This window comes from Novosphingobium sp. BF6 (assembly GCF_058273105.1).
Genome location: NZ_CM177775.1, coordinates 1810134 through 1827385, shown reverse-complemented (window position 1 = coordinate 1827385; position 17252 = coordinate 1810134). Strand labels below are relative to the sequence as shown.

The window sequence follows — 17252 nt, the reverse complement described above, 5'->3', positions numbered from 1 at the left end:
CTCTTTAGCGTTTCGCACAATTGCTCCAGCGGCAATGTTTTAGCCTCGAGTTCATGAACAAGGGGAGTAACACCTGCGAACAATATTGCGCCTCGTCACGTTACGACGCCGCGATCTGCTTTGCAGGCAAACACTGGCGGCACTGGTTTATGGAGAAAAGCGATCAGTTGATGCGCAATCGGGCGAAGGCCATTCGCCTGATCGGTATTGCCAACGAACTTCTCGCGATGGCCCGCGAACTCGAAATCGGACCAAGCGTCGCCACGAATCTCGCGGATATCGGTATTCCGATGGAGACACGCGAAAGCGGCAGGCCTCCCGCCAGCCAGGACCACCCGATCTGGGTGGAACTGGCTCATCAGACTTACGAGGACCGCCGTCGCCGCACCAAGATCTTCCAGTCGGAAGACCTCTTCGGCGAACCGGCCTGGGACATCCTGCTGGACCTGTTCATCGCCGCAAAGGAACGGCGGCGCGTTTCGGTGACGAGCGCCTGTATCGGCTCTGCCGTGCCGTCCACCACCGCCTTGCGCTGGATCACCATCCTCGAAAAGCAGAGCCTTCTCGTACGTGAGGCCGACCCCGGCGATGCCCGGCGCGTCTACGTCAAACTGAGCGCGCGAGGCTACGCCGCGATGCTCGAATACTTCGCCTCCGCATCCCGATCCGTGGTGCTGCTCGACGAACCCCGCCCAGAAGTTCTCGCAGCTCGATAAGCACAGCCTGAAGGGGCAATCAGGCAAAAAAATGCCGGACCGATGGGGTGGCCGGTTCTTACTGGCAGGAACCGGCCACCCGGCTTCTCTTCCGGACAGCAAAAGACCCGGCCTCCTAATGGAGACCGGGTCTTGATGTTGTAATCGATTATGTCAGCGCGACAGGCGGCCGAAAGCCGAAGCACCGGCGTAGCGCGCCGCCTTGCCCAGTTCTTCCTCGATGCGGATGAGCTGGTTGTACTTGGCGAGCCGGTCCGAACGCGCGAGCGAGCCGGTCTTGATCTGGCCGCAGTTGGTGGCGACGGCAAGGTCCGCGATCGTCGCGTCCTCTGTCTCACCCGAACGGTGCGACATCACGGCGGTATAGCCGCTGCGCTGGGCGATCGAGACGGCTTCCAGCGTCTCGGTCAGAGTGCCGATCTGGTTGACCTTCACCAGCAGCGAGTTGGCCAGGCCCTTCTCGATGCCCATGGTCAGGCGCTTCGGATTGGTCACGAAGAGATCGTCGCCGACGAGCTGGACCTTGTGGCCGATCTTGTCGGTCAGCGCCTTCCAGCCCTCGAAGTCGTCTTCGCCCATGCCGTCCTCGATCGAGACGATCGGATAGGCGTCGGTCAGGTCGGCCAGGTAGTCAGCGAAGGCGATCGGAGAGAGGCTCAGGCCCTCGCCGCTGATCTCGTACTTGCCGTTCTTGAAGAACTCGGTCGATGCGCAGTCGAGCGCGAGCTGGATTTCCGAACCCGCCTTGAAACCGGCCTTTTCGATCGAGGCCATGATGAAGTCCAGCGCATCACGGGTGCTGGCGAGGTTCGGTGCGAAACCGCCCTCGTCACCCACGGCGGTGGCGAGGCCCTTTTCGTGCAGGCCCTTCTTCAGGGTATGGAAGATTTCCGACCCCCAGCGCACCGCTTCGGCGATCGAATCGGCGCCGACCGGCATGATCATGAATTCCTGGAAGTCGATCGGGTTGTCGGCATGTTCACCGCCGTTGATGATGTTCATCATCGGCACCGGCAGGACATGCGCCGAAACGCCGCCGACATAGGAATAGAGCGGCAAACCACGTGCATTCGCAGCTGCCTTGGCCGCCGCCATGCTGACGCCGAGGATGGCGTTGGCGCCCAGACGGCTCTTGTTCTCGGTGCCGTCGAGTTCGATCATCGCGAGGTCGAGGTCGCGCTGGTCTTCAGCATCCAGGCCGACGAGAGCTTCGGCGATGTCGCCATTGACGGAATCGACAGCCTTGAGCACGCCCTTGCCGAGATAGCGCGACTTGTCGCCGTCACGCAGTTCCACGGCTTCATGCGCACCGGTCGAAGCGCCCGAGGGAACCGCTGCACGCCCGAAGCTGCCGTCTTCGAGAAGAACGTCGACTTCGACAGTGGGATTGCCGCGGCTGTCGAGAATTTCGCGGCCGTGGATATCGATAATCGCGGTCATAAAAGGCTATTCCTCCTGCAAGGCGAACCATGAGGCGCCTCAGCGCACTCTCGCTGGCGTCTTAGCAGGGGAACTACGCCTGACAAGTTGCGTTGCCATTTCGACGACAAGTTGTGTTACTCTTGGCGCTAATCGCCTAGGCACCGCGTCAATAAGGCGCGGCGAATGTGGCGCAGCGGTAAGCAAGGAAGGAATCTGCAATGTCCGAGACGACTAGCACCGGAAACGGCACCGAAAACGCGAAGAGCCACTTCGGCAAGGCCGTGGACGAAGCGAAGGCAGGCGTTCTGGCCATGGCCGACAGCTGCCACGAAAAGTTCAGCCAGACCAAGGGCGAATGGTCGGACGAGGCGAAAGTCCGCTCCGAGGATGCCAAGGCCAAGGCCAGCGCTTTTGCCGACGACGCCAAGGTCAAGGCCACCGATCTCGCCAACCAGGGCAAGGCCAAAGCCAGCCAGGCTATCGTCGGCCTTTCCAAGCTGATCGACGACAATGCCGGACTGATCGACGAAAAGGCCGGCGAAAAGTACGGCGATTATGCGCGCACGGCCTCGAAGTCGCTCGCCGATACCGCCACCAGGCTCGACGAGAAATCGCTCGACGAACTCGGTGAGGAAGCGAAGGAATTCGTGCGCCGCAGTCCGGTGGCCGCAGTCGGCCTTGCGGCGGCGGCAGGCTTCCTGATCGCGCGTCTTTTCAAGAAGAGCAGCTGATAGCCTAGCGTTCGCATCGAGATGCTCGACACCCAAGCCCCCCTCCCCCCTCCCATGGCGGAGGGGGAGGACCTTTCGCTCATGGAAGACATGCGCCTGCTCTTAGGCGAGGCACGTACCTTCGCGCAGGCTGAACTGACCTACCAGAAGACCCGCGCCGCTTTCGTCGGAGCGGAGACCCGCTCGATCGCGGTACTCGGTATCGGCGCCGTGGTCCTCTTGCTGCTCGCGGTGGTGGCGCTGGTCCTCGGACTGGTCATCGCGCTCGGCACGCTGATCGGCCCATGGCTGGCGATGATCATCGTGCCGGTCGCAGTGCTCGCTGTCGCGGCGATCATGGCGATTTCGGCGCGGGCGCGTTTGAAACGAATGGTGGCTTTGCTCTCAGGCAAGGATAATTCGGAATGAGCGCCCTTGCCCGGCAACTCGCCGCGGATCGCGTTGCCCGCGATGCCGCGAAGGCCGTGTTCGACGCCCGTTACGGCGCGCTCAAGGCCGATTTCGAAGTGCGCGGCCTGACAGGGCGCATTCTCGACGAAGCCGTGGAGCAGGCCGCGGACATGCTCGACGAAGCGGTCGCCGTCGTGGAGGAACATCCCGTCGCGATCGGCGGAACCTTCAGCGCGTTGGTGCTTTGGCTTCTGCGTAACCCGATCATTGCCGGGATCGAACGCCTGTTCGGTTCAGGCCGACATCCGAAGGAGTCCGACGGTGAGCAAGACTAAACCGACCACCCCCAAGATCCCCGAAACTTCCGCCAGCGGTGCGAACACCGGGCAAGTGGTGGCTCTCAATGCGGCGAAGGCAGAGCCGCGCCCTTCGGAAAAGGTCGTCGCCTTCGTGAAAAGCCATCCCGTGCTGGTGGTGGCAGGCGGAGTGGCCGCAGGTGTGCTGGTCAGCGCGTTGCTGCCGCGCCGCCTGACCCGCGGCTTTCTGTCGCGGGGCCTTTCCAAGGGCGCCCATCTCGCCGAAGCTGCGGGCGCAGCAACCGCCTTGTTCGGTAAGGACGCAGCGGAGAAGGTCCACGATCTTGGCCTGGGCGCGCGAAAGCAGGCAAGCACCATCGCTGACCGTGCCGAGAAAAGCGGTGAACTGGCTGCCGAGCGACTTGAAAAATACGGAATGGCAGCGCTGGCTGCTGCAAGTGCCCTGGGCCGAGCATCGGCCAAGCGTGCCAGCGAGGTCAGTGAAATAGCGGCCCATCAAGCCCAGAAAATTGGCAAGAATGCCCGCGAAACAGGCAGTTCCGGCTCGCATCGCATCGCCGGAATCGTCAGTGGACTGGCCCAGCGGTTGCCGCACTGAACTTCATCTATCGCAATTGAGAGGCAATATCATAAATGAGAGCGGATCGCCTGCGCGATCCGCTCTTGCCCTGCAACCTGTCAAAACGTATGGGACCGGCATCTTTCTTCCCACCACGAAAGCGGTCCCATGCAGAAGCTTCACCTTGTGATGGGCGGCCGGGTCACTGACCCCCGCAGCCTTGAATTCGCCGATCTCAACGAACTCGATCTCGTCGGCGTCTACCCCGATTACGCTTCGGCTGAAGATGCATGGCGCTCGTCCGCTCAGCGCACCGTCGACGATGCCGAGATGAAGTACGTGATCGTGCACCTGCACCGCCTGCTTCAGCCCGACCAGTCGGAAGCCTGAGCTTCTTTCGCCGAAAAACGGCGGAAACGAAAAAGGCCGGCAGATATGCCGGCCTTTTCTTTTGCCTTGAAACGGAAAGATCGGCTCAGATGAACTCGATCTTCTGGACGAGGTAAAACTTGTCGCCCGCCGGAACGGTGACTTCGACCTCTTCCTCGATCTTGCGACCGATCAGCGCCTTGCCGAGCGGCGAATTGTAGCTGATCCGGCCGACACGGGCATCCGCCTCGTAAGGACCGACGATCTGGTACTTCACCGGCTTGTCGTCCTCGTCGAGCAGCGTCACCGTCGCGCCGAAGATGATCTTGTCGCTCGACAGCGTGGCCGGATCGACGATCTGGGCGCGCGTGATCTTGTCTTCGAGGTCGGCGATCGTCGCCTCGACCTGGCCCTGACGTTCCTTGGCCGCGTGATACTCGGCATTTTCCGAAAGATCGCCATGCGCACGCGCTTCCTCGATCGCATCGACGATCCGGGGGCGCTCTTCGCGCAGCGCCTTGATCTCGGCGGTCAGCTTCTCATACCCCTCGGCGAGCATGGGGAGCTTTTCGATACTGGCCATCAATTACTTCCTTCCTGCTGCCTCCCCGCACGCGAAACCAGTCGGAGGAGACTAGTTTCCTGTCCCGTCCCTCGGTTCATTTCCGGGGACTGGGCCGATCCGCAGCGATGTGGGGAGGCTAGATCGATTTCAGCTATAATAATCCTGCAACGAACGCACTTCAAGTTGGGTCCCGCGCAAGGCAGAAATTGCCTGTGCAGCAGCCACGCTGGCGGTTGCAGTGGTGAAGTAGGGAATCTTGCCGGTCAGCGCCGAAGCGCGGATCGATTGCGAATCCTTGAGGCTCTGCCAACCTTCGGTGGTGTTGAAGATCAGCGCGATTTCGCCGTCGACGATCTTGTCGACGATGTGCGGGCGGCCTTCCGCCACCTTGTTGACCAGTTCGACCGGAACCCCGGCTTCGGTCAGGTACTTGTGGGTGCCTGCCGTCGCTACGATCCGGAAGCCTTCCTTCACGAGCGTCTGGACGCCGGGCAGGATCACGGCCTTGTCGCTGTCCTTCACCGAGACGAACACCGTGCCACTGTCCGGCAGGCGCATGCTGGCGCCGAGCTGGGCCTTGAGGAAGGCGCGCGGGAAGTCGGCATCGAGGCCCATGACTTCGCCGGTCGACTTCATTTCCGGGCTCAGCACCGGATCGACGCCCGGGAAGCGCGCAAACGGGAATACCGCTTCCTTGACCGCCATGTACGGCAGGTCGCGCTTGAACGGCGGGAAGTCGGACAGCTTTTCGCCCGCCATCACGCGGCTGGCGATCTTGGCGACCGGCTGGCCGAGCGCCTTGGCGACGAAAGGCACGGTACGCGAAGCGCGCGGGTTGACCTCGATGAGGTAGACCTCGCCGTCCTTCACCGCGAACTGGATGTTCATCAGGCCGCGCACGCTGAGACCGAAGGCCAATGCTTCGGCCTGACGCTCCATTTCGGCGATGATCTCGGCCGGAAGGCTGTAGGGCGGCAGGGTGCAGGCGCTGTCGCCCGAGTGAATGCCCGCTTCCTCAATGTGCTGCATGACACCGGCCACGACGACCTGTTCGCCGTCGCAAAGGGCATCGACGTCGCATTCGATGGCATCGCGCAGATACTGGTCGATCAGCACGGGGCTGTCGCCGGAGACCTGCACGGCCGTGGTGATGTAGTCGTCAAGCTGCTGTTCGCTGTCGACGATTTCCATCGCGCGGCCGCCCAGCACGTAGCTGGGCCGCATGAGAACCGGGTAGCCGATGCGGTTGGCGACGGCGACGGCTTCGTCACGGCTGCGGGCGATGCCGTTGGCAGGCTGCCTGAGGCCCAGCTTCTCGACCAGCGCCGAGAAACGCTCGCGGTCTTCGGCAAGGTCGATCGCGTCGGGCGACGTGCCGAGGATCGGAATACCGGCGTCTTCCAGCGTCTGCGCCAGCTTCAGCGGGGTCTGGCCGCCGAACTGCACGATGACGCCGACGAGTTCGCCCTTCGACTGTTCGACGCGCAGGATTTCCAGCACGTCCTCGCCGGTGAGCGGCTCGAAGTAGAGGCGGTCCGAGGTGTCGTAGTCGGTCGAGACGGTCTCGGGGTTGCAGTTGACCATGATGGTCTCGTAGCCGGCTTCGGAGAGCGCGAAGCAGGCGTGGACGCAGCAATAGTCGAACTCGATGCCCTGGCCGATGCGGTTGGGACCGCCACCGAGGATCACGATCTTCTTGCGGTCGGACGGATTGGCCTCGTTCTCGGGCTCACCGAAGATCGGGGCTTCGTAGGTCGAGTACATGTAAGGCGTCACCGCCTCGAACTCGGCCGCGCAGGAGTCGATGCGCTTGAACACCGGATGGACGCCAAGCTTGGTGCGCAGCTTGCGCACTTCGTCCTCGCTGGTGGCACCGGCCATGGCGAGCAGCGCATCGTGCAGCAGGCCCGAGCGCTTGGCCTGGGTCTCGCCCATGCCGCCCGCGACGCCGACCGAGCGCACGGCGAGCGTGGCAAGGCGCTTGTCCGAGAAGCCCATGGCCTTAAGGCGGCGCAGACCCTGCGCGTCGACCGGCAGGCCGTGCTTCATGATGTTCGCTTCTTCGGCGATGATCTCTTCGATGTGGCGCAGGAACCACTTGTCGTAGTGGGCGATCGCGTGGATCTCGTCGACCGTGAAACCTTCGCGGAAGGCCTGCGCGACGTGCAACAGACGCTCCGGCGTCGCCTTCGACAGCGCGGCGGTGATCACGTCGCGGCCCGCACCTTCCAGCTCGACCACGCGGTTGAAACCGTCAAGGCCGGTTTCGAGGCCGCGCAGGGCCTTCTGCATCGATTCCTTGATGTTACGGCCGATCGCCATAACTTCGCCGACCGACTTCATCGCGGTGGTGAGGTCGTTCTTGGCGCCCTTGAACTTCTCGAAGGCGAAGCGCGGAATCTTGGTGACGACGTAGTCGATGGTCGGCTCGAACGCCGCCGGGGTGGCGCCGGTGATCTCGTTCATGATCTCGTCGAGCGTGTAGCCCACGGCCAGCTTCGCCGCGACGCGCGCGATCGGGAAGCCGGTGGCCTTCGAGGCCAGTGCCGACGAACGCGAGACGCGCGGGTTCATTTCGATGACGATCAGGCGACCGTCCTTCGGGTTGACCGCGAACTGCACATTGGAACCGCCGGTTTCGACGCCGATCTCGCGCAGCACCTCGATCGAGGCGTTGCGCATGATCTGGTATTCCTTGTCGGTCAGCGTCAGCGCCGGGGCGACAGTGATGGAGTCGCCCGTATGGACGCCCATCGGATCGACGTTCTCGATCGAGCAGATGATGATGCAGTTGTCGTGCTTGTCGCGCACGACCTCCATCTCATACTCCTTCCAGCCGAGCAGCGATTCCTCGATCAGCACTTCGGTGGTGGGAGAGGCATCGAGGCCCGAGCGGACGATCGTCTCGAACTCGGCCTTGTTGTAGGCGATGCCGCCGCCGGTGCCGCCCATGGTGAAGCTCGGGCGGATGATCGAGGGCAGGCCGGTGCGCTCCAGCACCGCGAACGCTTCGTCCATGGTGTGGGCCACGCCCGAGCGCGCCGAATTGAGGCCGATCTTGTCCATCGCGTCGCGGAAGCGCTGGCGATCCTCGGCCTTGTCGATGGCGTCGGCATCGGCGCCGATCATCTGCACGCCGAACTTCTCCAGCGTGCCGTCGTTGAACAGCGCCAGCGCGCAGTTCAGCGCAGTCTGGCCGCCCATCGTCGGGAGCACCGCATCCGGGCGCTCCTTCTCGATGATCTTGGCGACCACTTCCGGGGTGATCGGCTCGACATAGGTGGCATCGGCCATGTCCGGATCGGTCATGATCGTGGCCGGGTTCGAGTTCACCAGGATGACCCGGTAGCCCTCTTCCTTGAGCGCCTTGATCGCCTGCGTCCCCGAATAGTCGAATTCGCAGGCCTGGCCGATGATGATCGGGCCGGCACCGATGACGAGGATCGAGGAGATGTCTGTGCGCTTGGGCATGGGCTGTCCTGGGGTGTCCTGTGTGTCTTGTATGTCGGACTGGCGGCCTAGGCCACCAGCTCGCCAAACGCCTTGTCCCAGTAATCCGGGCCTTCGGCTTTGGCTTGGCGAATGATCGGGTTGCTGTCCTGCTCCTCGCGGATCACCGCGCGGTATCGGTCAGCCTGAAACTGGTGCATCGAACCGCCGTACTCGCCCTCCGAAGTCGACCAGGCGCCCGCTTCGAGCATCCGGTCGATGAAGGCCTTGCCGGCTTCCTTGGCGTGCTTGCGCACCTTGGGGCCGAACTTGCGAACGGCCACCGAGACCTTGTCCTCGAAGATGAGCTGCAATTCACCGTGAGGGTAGAACCGCGGCGCAACCGTGAGTTCGGCAGCCAGTCCGGCAATATAGTAAGCGAGCATGTGGTCGATAAGAGCGGTCATTGCATGGCACCTTGCTTTGCACGGGTTTCCGGCACGAAGGCCGGGAACTCCAGAGCATAGGCAAAGCGACATGCCGGGTCGAAATCTCGCTGGTCCGCACCGGCAATGATCGCCGATGCGGGGTGCGGCGTTACCGCCGCAGCAAGAAACCGACCCGTGACGCCCATCAGGCCAGCATGCCCACGAATTTTTCGAAGAGGTAGAAGCTGTCCTGCGGTCCGGGGCTGGCTTCGGGGTGATACTGCACGCCGAAGGCCTTCTTGCCCTTGATCGCGATACCGCAGTTCGAACCGTCGAACAGCGAGACATGCGTCTCCTCGACGTTTTCGGGCAGCGACTGGTTGTCGACCGCGAAACCGTGGTTCATCGAGGTGATCTCGACGACGCCATCTTCAAGGCGCTTCACCGGATGGTTGGCGCCGCGATGGCCCTGATGCATCTTCGAGGTCTTCGCGCCGGCCGCAAGGCCGAGCATCTGGTGACCGAGGCAGATGCCGAACACGGGAACGTCACGGTCGAGCAGCGACTTGATGACGGGCACGGCATAGGCGCCGGTCGCCGCCGGATCGCCCGGGCCGTTCGAGAGGAACACGCCCTTGGGCTCCAGCGCGAGGATGGCGTCGAGCGAGGTTTCGGCGGGAACCACCGTCACGCGCGCACCGGCCTTCACCAGATTGCGGAAGATGTTGTCCTTGGCGCCGTAGTCGATAGCGACGACGTGCGGGAGCGTTTCACCCTCGGCAGCACCGAAGCCCTGGCCGAGTTCCCAGGTCGAGCCTTCCCAGCCCTCCTGGATCTCGCGGCTGACGATCTTGGCAAGGTCCATGCCTTCGAGGCCCGGCCATTCCTGCGCCTTCTTGATGAGGGCCGGAATGTCGAACTCACCCGACGGGTTATGGGCGATCACCGCGTTGGGAGCGCCCTGAAGGCGAATGCGGCGGGTCAGCGCGCGGGTATCGACCCCGGCGAGACCGACCTTGCCCTTGGCGGCAAGCCAATCGCCGAACTCACCGGCAGAGCGGAAGTTCGAAGGCAGCGTCACGTCCTCGCGGACGACGCAGCCGACAGCGCCGTCGACCTTGGATTCGAGATCCTCGTCGTTGACACCGACGTTGCCGATGTGGGGGAACGTGAAAGTGACGATCTGGCCGGCATAGGACGGATCGGTCATCACTTCCTGATATCCGGTCATCGCGGTGTTGAAGCAGACTTCGCCGACTGCTTCGGCGACGGCTCCAAAGCCGCGGCCCCAGACCACGTGTCCATCGCTCAGGACGAGAACGCCTGTCGCCCCTTCAGGTTTGGGCGCAAGCGTATATGCGGCGTCGGCCATGGTGGGTCGCTCCGTTTACGGCGTTTCTGACTATGTGTGCTAAGGCCCGCCCGCTAGACAGGGTTGTGCACCGCGTCAAGGCGCGACAGGTGCAATTTGGCGCGCAGCTTGCTAGTTTTGCGCCACGACACTTTCCCAAACCTATCAGAACAGCAGGAAAACAATGCTTCGTGATTCGATCAAGGCCGCCCAGATCACTGCGATGAAGGCGGGCGACAAGCCGCGCCTCGCCGCGGTTCGCCTCATCCTTGCCAAGATCAAGGACCGCGACATCGAACTGCGCACTGCCGATTCTCTTCCGGACGACGATGCCATGGTGATCGACGTGCTCCAGAAGATGGTGAAGCAGCGTCGCGAATCGATCCAGCTCTTCGAGGAAGGTGGCCGTCCCGAGAAGGCCGCTGAAGAGAAAGCGGAGCTGGAAGTGATCGAAACCTTCCTGCCCGCGCAGCTCTCCGAGGAAGAGACCAAGGCGATCATCGAGGCCATCAAGGCCGAAGTCGGCGCCGAGAGCATGAAGGACATGGGCAAGGTCGTCGCCGCGCTCAAGGCGCGCCACGGGGCCGAACTCGACATGGGCAAGGCTTCGGGCTGGGTAAAGGCGGCGCTGGCCTGACCTGACACGCGATCGGGCGGCAGGACCGTGCTTACCCCTCAATGGCTCGACCAGCTTCGCACGCGGATAACCCTGTCCGCGCTGATCGGTCGCTCGACCCGCCTGCAAAAGGCGGGGCGCGAGTTCAAGGCCTGCTGCCCGTTCCACAACGAGAAGTCTCCCAGCTTCACCGTCAACGATGAGAAGGGCTTCTATCACTGCTTTGGCTGCGGCGCACATGGAGATGCGATCCGCTGGATGACCGACCACCAGGGCCTGTCCTTCATGGACGCAGTCAAGGAACTGGCGGCCGAAGCGGGGATGGACGTGCCCGCCCCCGATCCGCGCGCGGCCAAGGCAGCGGAAAAGCGCGATACGCTTCACGACGTGATGGCCGCCGCGCAAGGCTGGTTCGTGCAGAACCTCTCCTCGCCCGGCGGCGAATCGGCGCGCGCCTATCTGGCGACGCGCGGGTTCGACGCCCACACGCTCCAGCGCTTCGGCTTCGGCTATGCGCCGGAGGGACGGCAGGCGATGAAGGAGGCGCTCGGCAAGTACCCCGAAGCCAAGCTGATCGAAGCGGGCCTCCGGATCGAAGTCGAGAACCGCGATCCCTACGACCGCTTTCGTGGCCGCCTGATGCTGCCGATCGAGGATGCGCGCGGCCGGGTCATCGCCTTCGGCGGACGCATTCTCACCAAGGAGAAGACGGATGCGCCGAAGTATCTGAACTCTCCCGACACGCCCCTCTTCGACAAGGGCCGCACGCTCTACAACCTGCACCGCGCCGCACCCGCCGCGCGGCAGTCGGGCCGGATGGTGGTGGTCGAGGGCTACATGGACGTGGTCGCGATGGCAGCGGCAGGCATCGGCGAATGCGTCGCTCCGCTCGGCACCGCGCTGACCGAGCAGCAGATCGAAATGCTGTGGCGCCACGTCGAAATGCCGATCCTCTGCTTCGACGGCGATGCGGCGGGCCAGCGCGCCGCCATGCGCGCCGTCACCCGCGCCCTGCCCTTGCTGCGCCCTGCCCACTCGCTGCGGATCGTCCGCCTGCCCGAGGGCCTGGACCCCGACGACCTCATCAGCCAGCGCGGTGCACGGACCATGGAAGAGGTCCTGAACGCCGCCAAGAGCCTGATCGAAGTGCTCTGGGAAGTCGAACGCGACGCCCAGCCGCTCCACACGCCCGAGGACAAGGCCGGTCTCAAGGCCCGGCTGATGGCCCATGTCGATGCGATCCAGCACCCGGACATCGCCAGCCTCTACCGCCGCGAGTTGCAGGACCGCTATTCCGAATTCGCCTTCCCCAAGCGCGAAAGCCGCTGGCAGCAGGGCGGAGGCGGACAATTCCGTTCCGGCCAACAGCGCGGTGGCCGGGGCACGTTCCAGAACGGTCGCTGGCAACCCCAGCCCGAATCCACGCCCGAATCGCTCGAACGCCTGCGCCGCGCCACCGGCGGCGGCGCTCGCGACGCGCTCTCGGCCGCCGTGCTCGCCGGGCTGATCCGCTGGCCCACCCTGATCCGGCGCCATGCCGAAGCACTGGCCCGAACCCCGGACCTCGACCCCCGCTTTGGATTGCTGCTCGATGTCTCCCAGGCAAGCGAACCGCTTGAAAGCGATCGTCTTGCCACCATATTGGTCGACAATGGCCTGGAGATCCCCGGCACCGCAGAATACTCAGGATTGCGCTTCGGGTTCCTGAACACCGAAACAGGCGCTGACCAGGCGGCAGAGGATTTGGCCCAGGCAGTCGATCTCTTGGTTGAGCGTCCGGTTCTGGATGCCGCTTTGGCACGCGCGACGGCACGGTTCGAAAGCGAACTGTCGGAAGATGCCTTTGCCGAACAACAACGCCTCCTCAAGAGAAAGCTGGAATTTGACAGTCGCCTCAGGCAAATGGCGACAAGACAGGCGGCTTCGTCCTGATGTTATAATCGGGTTGAATGCACGGGGATAACGGCGAAGAATGAGCAAGAACGACAACTCCGGCGACCAGAACGACGACGCGCCGCTGATCGATCTCAACGAGGCTTCCATCAAGAAGCTGATCGCCCGCGCCAAACGCCGCGGCGTGATTACTTACGACGAGCTGAACGAAGCGCTGCCCCAGGACATGTCGTCCGACCAGATCGAGGACATCACGTCCGCTCTCAATGAGATGGGCGTCAACATCGTCGAAAGCGACGAAGATGCCGATGGTCAGGAAGACGGCGATTCGGACCGAGATGCCGATACCGACGAAGTCGACGGTGACGATGCCGGTCCGCGCATGGTCGTCGAGACCAAGAAGAAGGAAACGGTCGAGCGCACCGACGACCCCGTGCGCATGTATCTGCGCGAAATGGGCGCGGTCGAACTGCTCAGCCGCGAGGGCGAAATCGCCATCGCCAAGCGGATCGAAGCCGGCCGCGACATGATGATCCTGGGCCTTTGCGAGAGCCCGATCACCTTCCACGCCATCATCCAGTGGTCCGAAGCGCTCAACAACGGCGAGATGCAACTGCGCGAGATCCTCGATCTTGACGCCATGCTCTCGAAGGAACCCGCGCCCGAAAGCCTGTCCGAAGACGGTGAAGGCGACGACGACGGCGAGATCAGCGAAAAGACCGCCGGTCCCTCGTTCAAGGACGAGGACGACTCCGATGAGGACAGTTCCGAGGAACTGGACGAGGACGGCAACCCGATCCCCAAGCGCGAAACCGAGGAAGAGGAGGAGGACAACACCCTCAGCCTCGCCCAGATGGAAGCGGCCCTCAAGCCCGAAGCGCTTGAAAAATTCATGCTCATCACCGAGCTGTTCCAGGCGTTCGAACGTCTCCAGTCGGAACGCCTCGAAGCGCTGGCGCTCGGCATCGATTTCCCGGCCGCCAAGGAAGACCAGTACCAGCAGCTTCGCGAAGACCTTACCGCGCAAGTGGAATCGGTGAAGTTCCACGCAACGAAGATCGAATACCTCGTCGACAATCTCTACGCCTTCAACCGCCGCCTCACCACGCTGGGCGGCCAGATGCTGCGCTTGGCGGAGCGTCACAAGGTCAAGCGCGCCGACTTCCTGGAAACTTACGTCGGCCGCGAACTGGACGACACCTGGCTCACCGAAATGTCCAGGAAGGACAAGAAGTGGGCTGCCTTCGCCGAAGCAGAAGCCGATCCGGTCGAGCGCATTCGTTCGGAAGTCGCGGACATCGCCGCCGCCACCGGCATGGCGCTTCCCGAGTTTCGCCGCATCGTCAACATGGTCCAGAAGGGCGAGCGCGAAGCGCGCATCGCCAAGAAGGAAATGGTCGAGGCGAACCTGCGCCTGGTGATCTCGATCGCCAAGAAGTACACCAACCGCGGCCTGCAGTTCCTGGACCTCATTCAGGAAGGCAACATCGGCCTGATGAAGGCGGTCGACAAGTTCGAGTACCGTCGCGGCTACAAGTTCTCGACTTATGCCACCTGGTGGATTCGTCAGGCGATTACGCGCTCGATCGCGGATCAGGCCCGCACGATCCGTATCCCGGTCCACATGATCGAGACGATCAACAAGCTGGTCCGCACCAGCCGCCAGTTCCTCCACGAGCAGGGCCGCGAGCCCACGCCCGAGGAAATGGCCGAGCGTCTGTCCATGCCGCTCGAAAAGGTCCGCAAGGTGATGAAGATCGCCAAGGAGCCGATCTCGCTCGAAACGCCGATCGGCGACGAGGAAGATTCGCACCTCGGAGACTTCATTGAGGACAAGAACGCCATCATCCCGGTCGACGCGGCGATCCAGGCGAACCTCAAGGAAACGGTCACTCGCGTCCTTGCCAGCCTCACCCCGCGTGAGGAACGCGTGCTGCGCATGCGCTTCGGCATCGGCATGAACACCGACCACACGCTTGAAGAAGTCGGCCAGCAGTTCTCGGTGACGCGTGAACGTATCCGCCAGATCGAGGCCAAGGCGCTGCGCAAGCTCAAGCACCCTAGCCGCAGCCGCAAGATGCGCTCGTTCCTCGACCAGTGAGGAATCCCAACCGATAAGAAAAAGCCCCGCCTCGGCGGGGCTTTTTTTGGCCTATCGTCCGCAGGGACGCTGATCGACTATCGCATAGCCCTTTGCCCGCGCCATGCAGGCATTGCTGAAAGTCTGGCGCTTGCCCCGCTTCACACCGCAGACCGGCGCATATTCGCGGGTGCACATGGCGGGTTTCTCCGGGCGCGGTCGGTGCGGACGATCCGGTCCCGGCATCGTCTCCATGCACCCCGTCAGCACCAGCACACCTGCAATAGCGAACGATGACAGCAAGATACGCTTCATGGCCGATCTCCCGTTTACCGGTCTACGCCGATCAGGCGAGACTGACCCAGAGCTGCAATTATCGCAAGCCCATGGTGCATTTTCCGGTCCTGAAAAGGACCTAGCCCTTCTCGCCGAGGTTCCGGACTTGGTCGTAAGTCGCAATGCTCGCCGCCGGCGCGTCCCATCTCACCCATAGGGCCACGCCGAGAGCCGCAACCAGCAGCAGTCCAGCCGCACCGCGCACCCTGCCGACCGGTAATGGTGCACGCAGCGGTACGAGAACCGGCACGGCCATCAGCAACGAAAGCACGCAGACCATCGGCAGCGCCGGTCCCACGGCCTGAAGCAGCGAATAGCCGAGCAGCAGTGCATATCCCGTCACCAGCGCCGCGACGATCACGAGCAGCACGCGCGGCTCACGCCCTGGTGCAAGCCCGCGCATCAAGGCCATTGCACCGCCAAGCAGCAGCGGCACCGTCAGCACATAAGCCGCCGACGGCGCGAAAGCCTGGAACACGGCAGCGCCCAGCCAGACCGGCAGGACCAACCCCGCTTCGCCCGACACCGAGTGAGGTCGTCGCCCCAGCAGGAACACCGTCATCGCCAGCGAGGCGCAGAGAGCAACGACCTGAAGCCGGGGTATCGCCGCCAGACGGTCATAATAGTTAACCGGCCCATCCGCTCCGGACGCCATGTTCAGCGCCCAGAGCAGCGCTCCGGTCAGGACGACGAGCGCCAGCATCCTCCCCGCACCGCGCAGCATTTCAGCAGGTTCCGGCCGCCGCAACACGAGCAGGCCATAACCGACAAGCGCCACGGCCAGCATCGCCCATCCCCACGACGGCGCGTAATGGACCGCGAAAAGGCCGAAGACATCGAAGAACACCAGATCCGGGGCACGGCGCGGCAGGTCGTTCGCCTTCGTCAGAGCCTGCGCCAATCCGAGCGTCTGCTCGCCCATCTGCTGCAGCGAGCCGCGATCGAGGTTTGCCGCCGTCGCCAAAGGCGAGTGATAGAGGCCCGGCCTGCCGATGAAGGCGAAGTTCCATGCCGAATAGCCGTGTGGCAGCGCCACCGTCAGGTCGGTATCGTTGGGCAGGACGCTATAGATGAAGGTCGCCAGCGAAGTCCCCGCCGGATGCGGCGCGGTCTGCGCCCAGAGGCGGGCCACGTCGCCGTTGCGGGCGGAAGTCTGGAACAGGTTGGCCTTGCCCCCTCCTCCACGCGTTTCGAGATTGACGATCGCCCCGATCCGCCTTGCCTCCTGCGCCTGCGCGAAGAACATCCGCGCACCGAGCAGCCCCGATTCCTCGCCGTCCGTCAGGATCACCAGCACGTCGCGCTTGCGTTGCCGGTCGAGCGAAAGCGCGCGCAGGGTCTCCAGGATGGAAGCCACCCCGGCCCCGTCGTCGGCGGCAGCGGGCGAACCCGGCACGCTGTCGTAATGCGCCATCAGCGCCAGGGCGGGCAGGTTCGGATCACTTCCTCGCAGCAGGCCCAGCACATTTGTCAGGGGAACGCGCGGCGCTGCCTTGCCTCCCCGCCGGTCCAGCTCCGCGCGGGCATCGGCAGGAAACTGCCCTTCCTGCGTGCGTACGGTAAGGCCCAACTCGCCGAGGCGCTGCATCAGGTATCCGCGCAAGGCCGCGTGCTCGGCCGAACCACTGGGGTGCGGCGCGCGGGCGATACGCTCGATATCCTTCATCGCCCGCGCGGCAGAGAACGCTTCCGGCGGCGCATCGACCGGAGCCGGGCGCGGCGGAGTCGTGCCGAGAACCGCCAGAACGAGTGCCAGCAACAGCGCAACAATGAGGTGTCTCGAAGATTTCACCGCCAACCCCTTGATAGAATGCCGAAACACCCGCCTTGAAGCACCGGCTGTCAATTACCCGCAGCCTTTTGCCGGAACGGTTGGAAATGCGGCGCCATTCGCCCGAGCCTTTGCCGAATTCCCCGCATTCCTGTGAAAAAGGCTTCGAATTTGACCACTTCCGGCAATTGCAGCCACCGATTGCCAACAATGGTGGCAATAAGACGAACTCACGACTAAGGGGAGGCGCAACGAATCTCCGCATCAGGACAGGCAGCC

At 63.4% G+C, this 17252-nt stretch carries 16 protein-coding genes; 9 read left to right on the top strand and 7 right to left on the bottom strand.

What is annotated here, in order from left to right:
• Window positions 1-149: 149 nt before the first annotated feature.
• Window positions 150-716, top strand: a complete 567-nt coding sequence (locus AC4D6D_RS09040; RefSeq protein ID WP_491327226.1) for a MarR family transcriptional regulator — start codon at window positions 150-152, stop codon at window positions 714-716.
• A 153-nt stretch (window positions 717-869) separates the two neighbouring features.
• On the opposite strand, the gene eno is transcribed toward AC4D6D_RS09040, so the two are convergent.
• Window positions 870-2156, bottom strand: coding sequence for a phosphopyruvate hydratase (gene eno / locus AC4D6D_RS09035; RefSeq protein WP_491325010.1), 1287 nt, complete (start codon window positions 2154-2156; stop codon window positions 870-872).
• Between the two features lie 200 nt (window positions 2157-2356).
• Between eno and AC4D6D_RS09030 the strand changes: the two genes are divergently transcribed.
• From AC4D6D_RS09030 to AC4D6D_RS09010, 5 genes are all read left to right on the top strand, one after another.
• Window positions 2357-2869, top strand: coding sequence for a hypothetical protein (locus AC4D6D_RS09030; protein WP_147220541.1), 513 nt, complete (start codon window positions 2357-2359; stop codon window positions 2867-2869).
• 81 nt (window positions 2870-2950) lie between these two features.
• Window positions 2951-3277, top strand: coding sequence for a phage holin family protein (locus AC4D6D_RS09025; RefSeq protein WP_491325009.1), 327 nt, complete (start codon window positions 2951-2953; stop codon window positions 3275-3277).
• The gene (locus AC4D6D_RS09020) at window positions 3274-3594 is read left to right on the top strand and encodes a hypothetical protein (protein WP_147220539.1); all 321 of its coding nucleotides are present in this window, start codon (window positions 3274-3276) and stop codon (window positions 3592-3594) included. Before AC4D6D_RS09025 ends, AC4D6D_RS09020 begins: the two co-directional genes overlap by 4 nt.
• Window positions 3581-4174, top strand: a complete 594-nt coding sequence (locus AC4D6D_RS09015; RefSeq protein WP_491325008.1) for a hypothetical protein — start codon at window positions 3581-3583, stop codon at window positions 4172-4174. Before AC4D6D_RS09020 ends, AC4D6D_RS09015 begins: the two co-directional genes overlap by 14 nt.
• A gap of 129 nt (window positions 4175-4303) precedes the next feature.
• Window positions 4304-4525 (top strand): DUF4170 domain-containing protein, encoded by a 222-nt coding sequence (locus AC4D6D_RS09010; protein ID WP_147220538.1) that lies wholly within the window; start codon window positions 4304-4306, stop codon window positions 4523-4525.
• Between the two features lie 85 nt (window positions 4526-4610).
• On the opposite strand, the gene greA is transcribed toward AC4D6D_RS09010, so the two are convergent.
• The 4 genes from greA to carA form a co-directional block, all read right to left on the bottom strand.
• On the bottom strand, window positions 4611-5087 hold the full coding sequence (greA, locus tag AC4D6D_RS09005; protein ID WP_147220537.1) for a transcription elongation factor GreA: 477 nt from the start codon (window positions 5085-5087) through the stop codon (window positions 4611-4613).
• Between the two features lie 129 nt (window positions 5088-5216).
• Window positions 5217-8540, bottom strand: a complete 3324-nt coding sequence (gene carB / locus AC4D6D_RS09000) for a carbamoyl-phosphate synthase large subunit (protein ID WP_491325007.1) — start codon at window positions 8538-8540, stop codon at window positions 5217-5219.
• Between the two features lie 47 nt (window positions 8541-8587).
• Complete coding sequence (locus AC4D6D_RS08995) at window positions 8588-8965, bottom strand: hypothetical protein (protein WP_491325006.1); 378 nt, start codon at window positions 8963-8965, stop codon at window positions 8588-8590.
• A gap of 166 nt (window positions 8966-9131) precedes the next feature.
• A complete protein-coding gene (carA, locus tag AC4D6D_RS08990) occupies window positions 9132-10298 on the bottom strand; it encodes a glutamine-hydrolyzing carbamoyl-phosphate synthase small subunit (protein WP_491325005.1) in 1167 nt (388 codons plus the stop codon).
• Between the two features lie 163 nt (window positions 10299-10461).
• On the opposite strand from carA, the gene AC4D6D_RS08985 reads away from it, so the two are divergent.
• Genes AC4D6D_RS08985 through rpoD form a run of 3 tightly spaced genes read left to right on the top strand, consistent with a single transcriptional unit; the run spans window position 10462 to window position 14887 of the window.
• On the top strand, window positions 10462-10914 hold the full coding sequence (locus AC4D6D_RS08985) for a GatB/YqeY domain-containing protein (RefSeq protein WP_491325004.1): 453 nt from the start codon (window positions 10462-10464) through the stop codon (window positions 10912-10914).
• A 27-nt stretch (window positions 10915-10941) separates the two neighbouring features.
• On the top strand, window positions 10942-12825 hold the full coding sequence (dnaG, locus tag AC4D6D_RS08980) for a DNA primase (RefSeq protein ID WP_491325003.1): 1884 nt from the start codon (window positions 10942-10944) through the stop codon (window positions 12823-12825).
• A 40-nt stretch (window positions 12826-12865) separates the two neighbouring features.
• Window positions 12866-14887 (top strand): RNA polymerase sigma factor RpoD, encoded by a 2022-nt coding sequence (gene rpoD, locus AC4D6D_RS08975; RefSeq protein ID WP_491325002.1) that lies wholly within the window; start codon window positions 12866-12868, stop codon window positions 14885-14887.
• A gap of 51 nt (window positions 14888-14938) precedes the next feature.
• On the opposite strand, the gene AC4D6D_RS08970 is transcribed toward rpoD, so the two are convergent.
• Both AC4D6D_RS08970 and AC4D6D_RS08965 read right to left on the bottom strand, forming a co-directional pair.
• Entirely contained in the window at window positions 14939-15181 is a 243-nt protein-coding gene (locus AC4D6D_RS08970) for a hypothetical protein (RefSeq protein WP_491325001.1), read from the bottom strand.
• A gap of 100 nt (window positions 15182-15281) precedes the next feature.
• Window positions 15282-16994 (bottom strand): M20/M25/M40 family metallo-hydrolase, encoded by a 1713-nt coding sequence (locus AC4D6D_RS08965; protein WP_147220529.1) that lies wholly within the window; start codon window positions 16992-16994, stop codon window positions 15282-15284.
• Between the last annotated feature and the right edge of the window lie 258 nt (window positions 16995-17252).

Coding starts and splice junctions, on each gene's coding strand:
- carB (WP_491325007.1), bottom strand. CDS start 8,540: ATGCCCAAGCGCACAGACATCTCCTCGATCCTCGTCATCGGTGCCGGC.
- AC4D6D_RS09025 (WP_491325009.1), top strand. CDS start 2,951: ATGGAAGACATGCGCCTGCTCTTAGGCGAGGCACGTACCTTCGCGCAG.
- AC4D6D_RS09040 (WP_491327226.1), top strand. CDS start 150: ATGGAGAAAAGCGATCAGTTGATGCGCAATCGGGCGAAGGCCATTCGC.
- AC4D6D_RS08995 (WP_491325006.1), bottom strand. CDS start 8,965: ATGACCGCTCTTATCGACCACATGCTCGCTTACTATATTGCCGGACTG.
- AC4D6D_RS09020 (WP_147220539.1), top strand. CDS start 3,274: ATGAGCGCCCTTGCCCGGCAACTCGCCGCGGATCGCGTTGCCCGCGAT.
- rpoD (WP_491325002.1), top strand. CDS start 12,866: ATGAGCAAGAACGACAACTCCGGCGACCAGAACGACGACGCGCCGCTG.
- eno (WP_491325010.1), bottom strand. CDS start 2,156: ATGACCGCGATTATCGATATCCACGGCCGCGAAATTCTCGACAGCCGC.
- AC4D6D_RS08970 (WP_491325001.1), bottom strand. CDS start 15,181: ATGAAGCGTATCTTGCTGTCATCGTTCGCTATTGCAGGTGTGCTGGTG.
- greA (WP_147220537.1), bottom strand. CDS start 5,087: ATGGCCAGTATCGAAAAGCTCCCCATGCTCGCCGAGGGGTATGAGAAG.
- carA (WP_491325005.1), bottom strand. CDS start 10,298: ATGGCCGACGCCGCATATACGCTTGCGCCCAAACCTGAAGGGGCGACA.
- AC4D6D_RS09030 (WP_147220541.1), top strand. CDS start 2,357: ATGTCCGAGACGACTAGCACCGGAAACGGCACCGAAAACGCGAAGAGC.
- AC4D6D_RS09010 (WP_147220538.1), top strand. CDS start 4,304: ATGCAGAAGCTTCACCTTGTGATGGGCGGCCGGGTCACTGACCCCCGC.
- AC4D6D_RS08985 (WP_491325004.1), top strand. CDS start 10,462: ATGCTTCGTGATTCGATCAAGGCCGCCCAGATCACTGCGATGAAGGCG.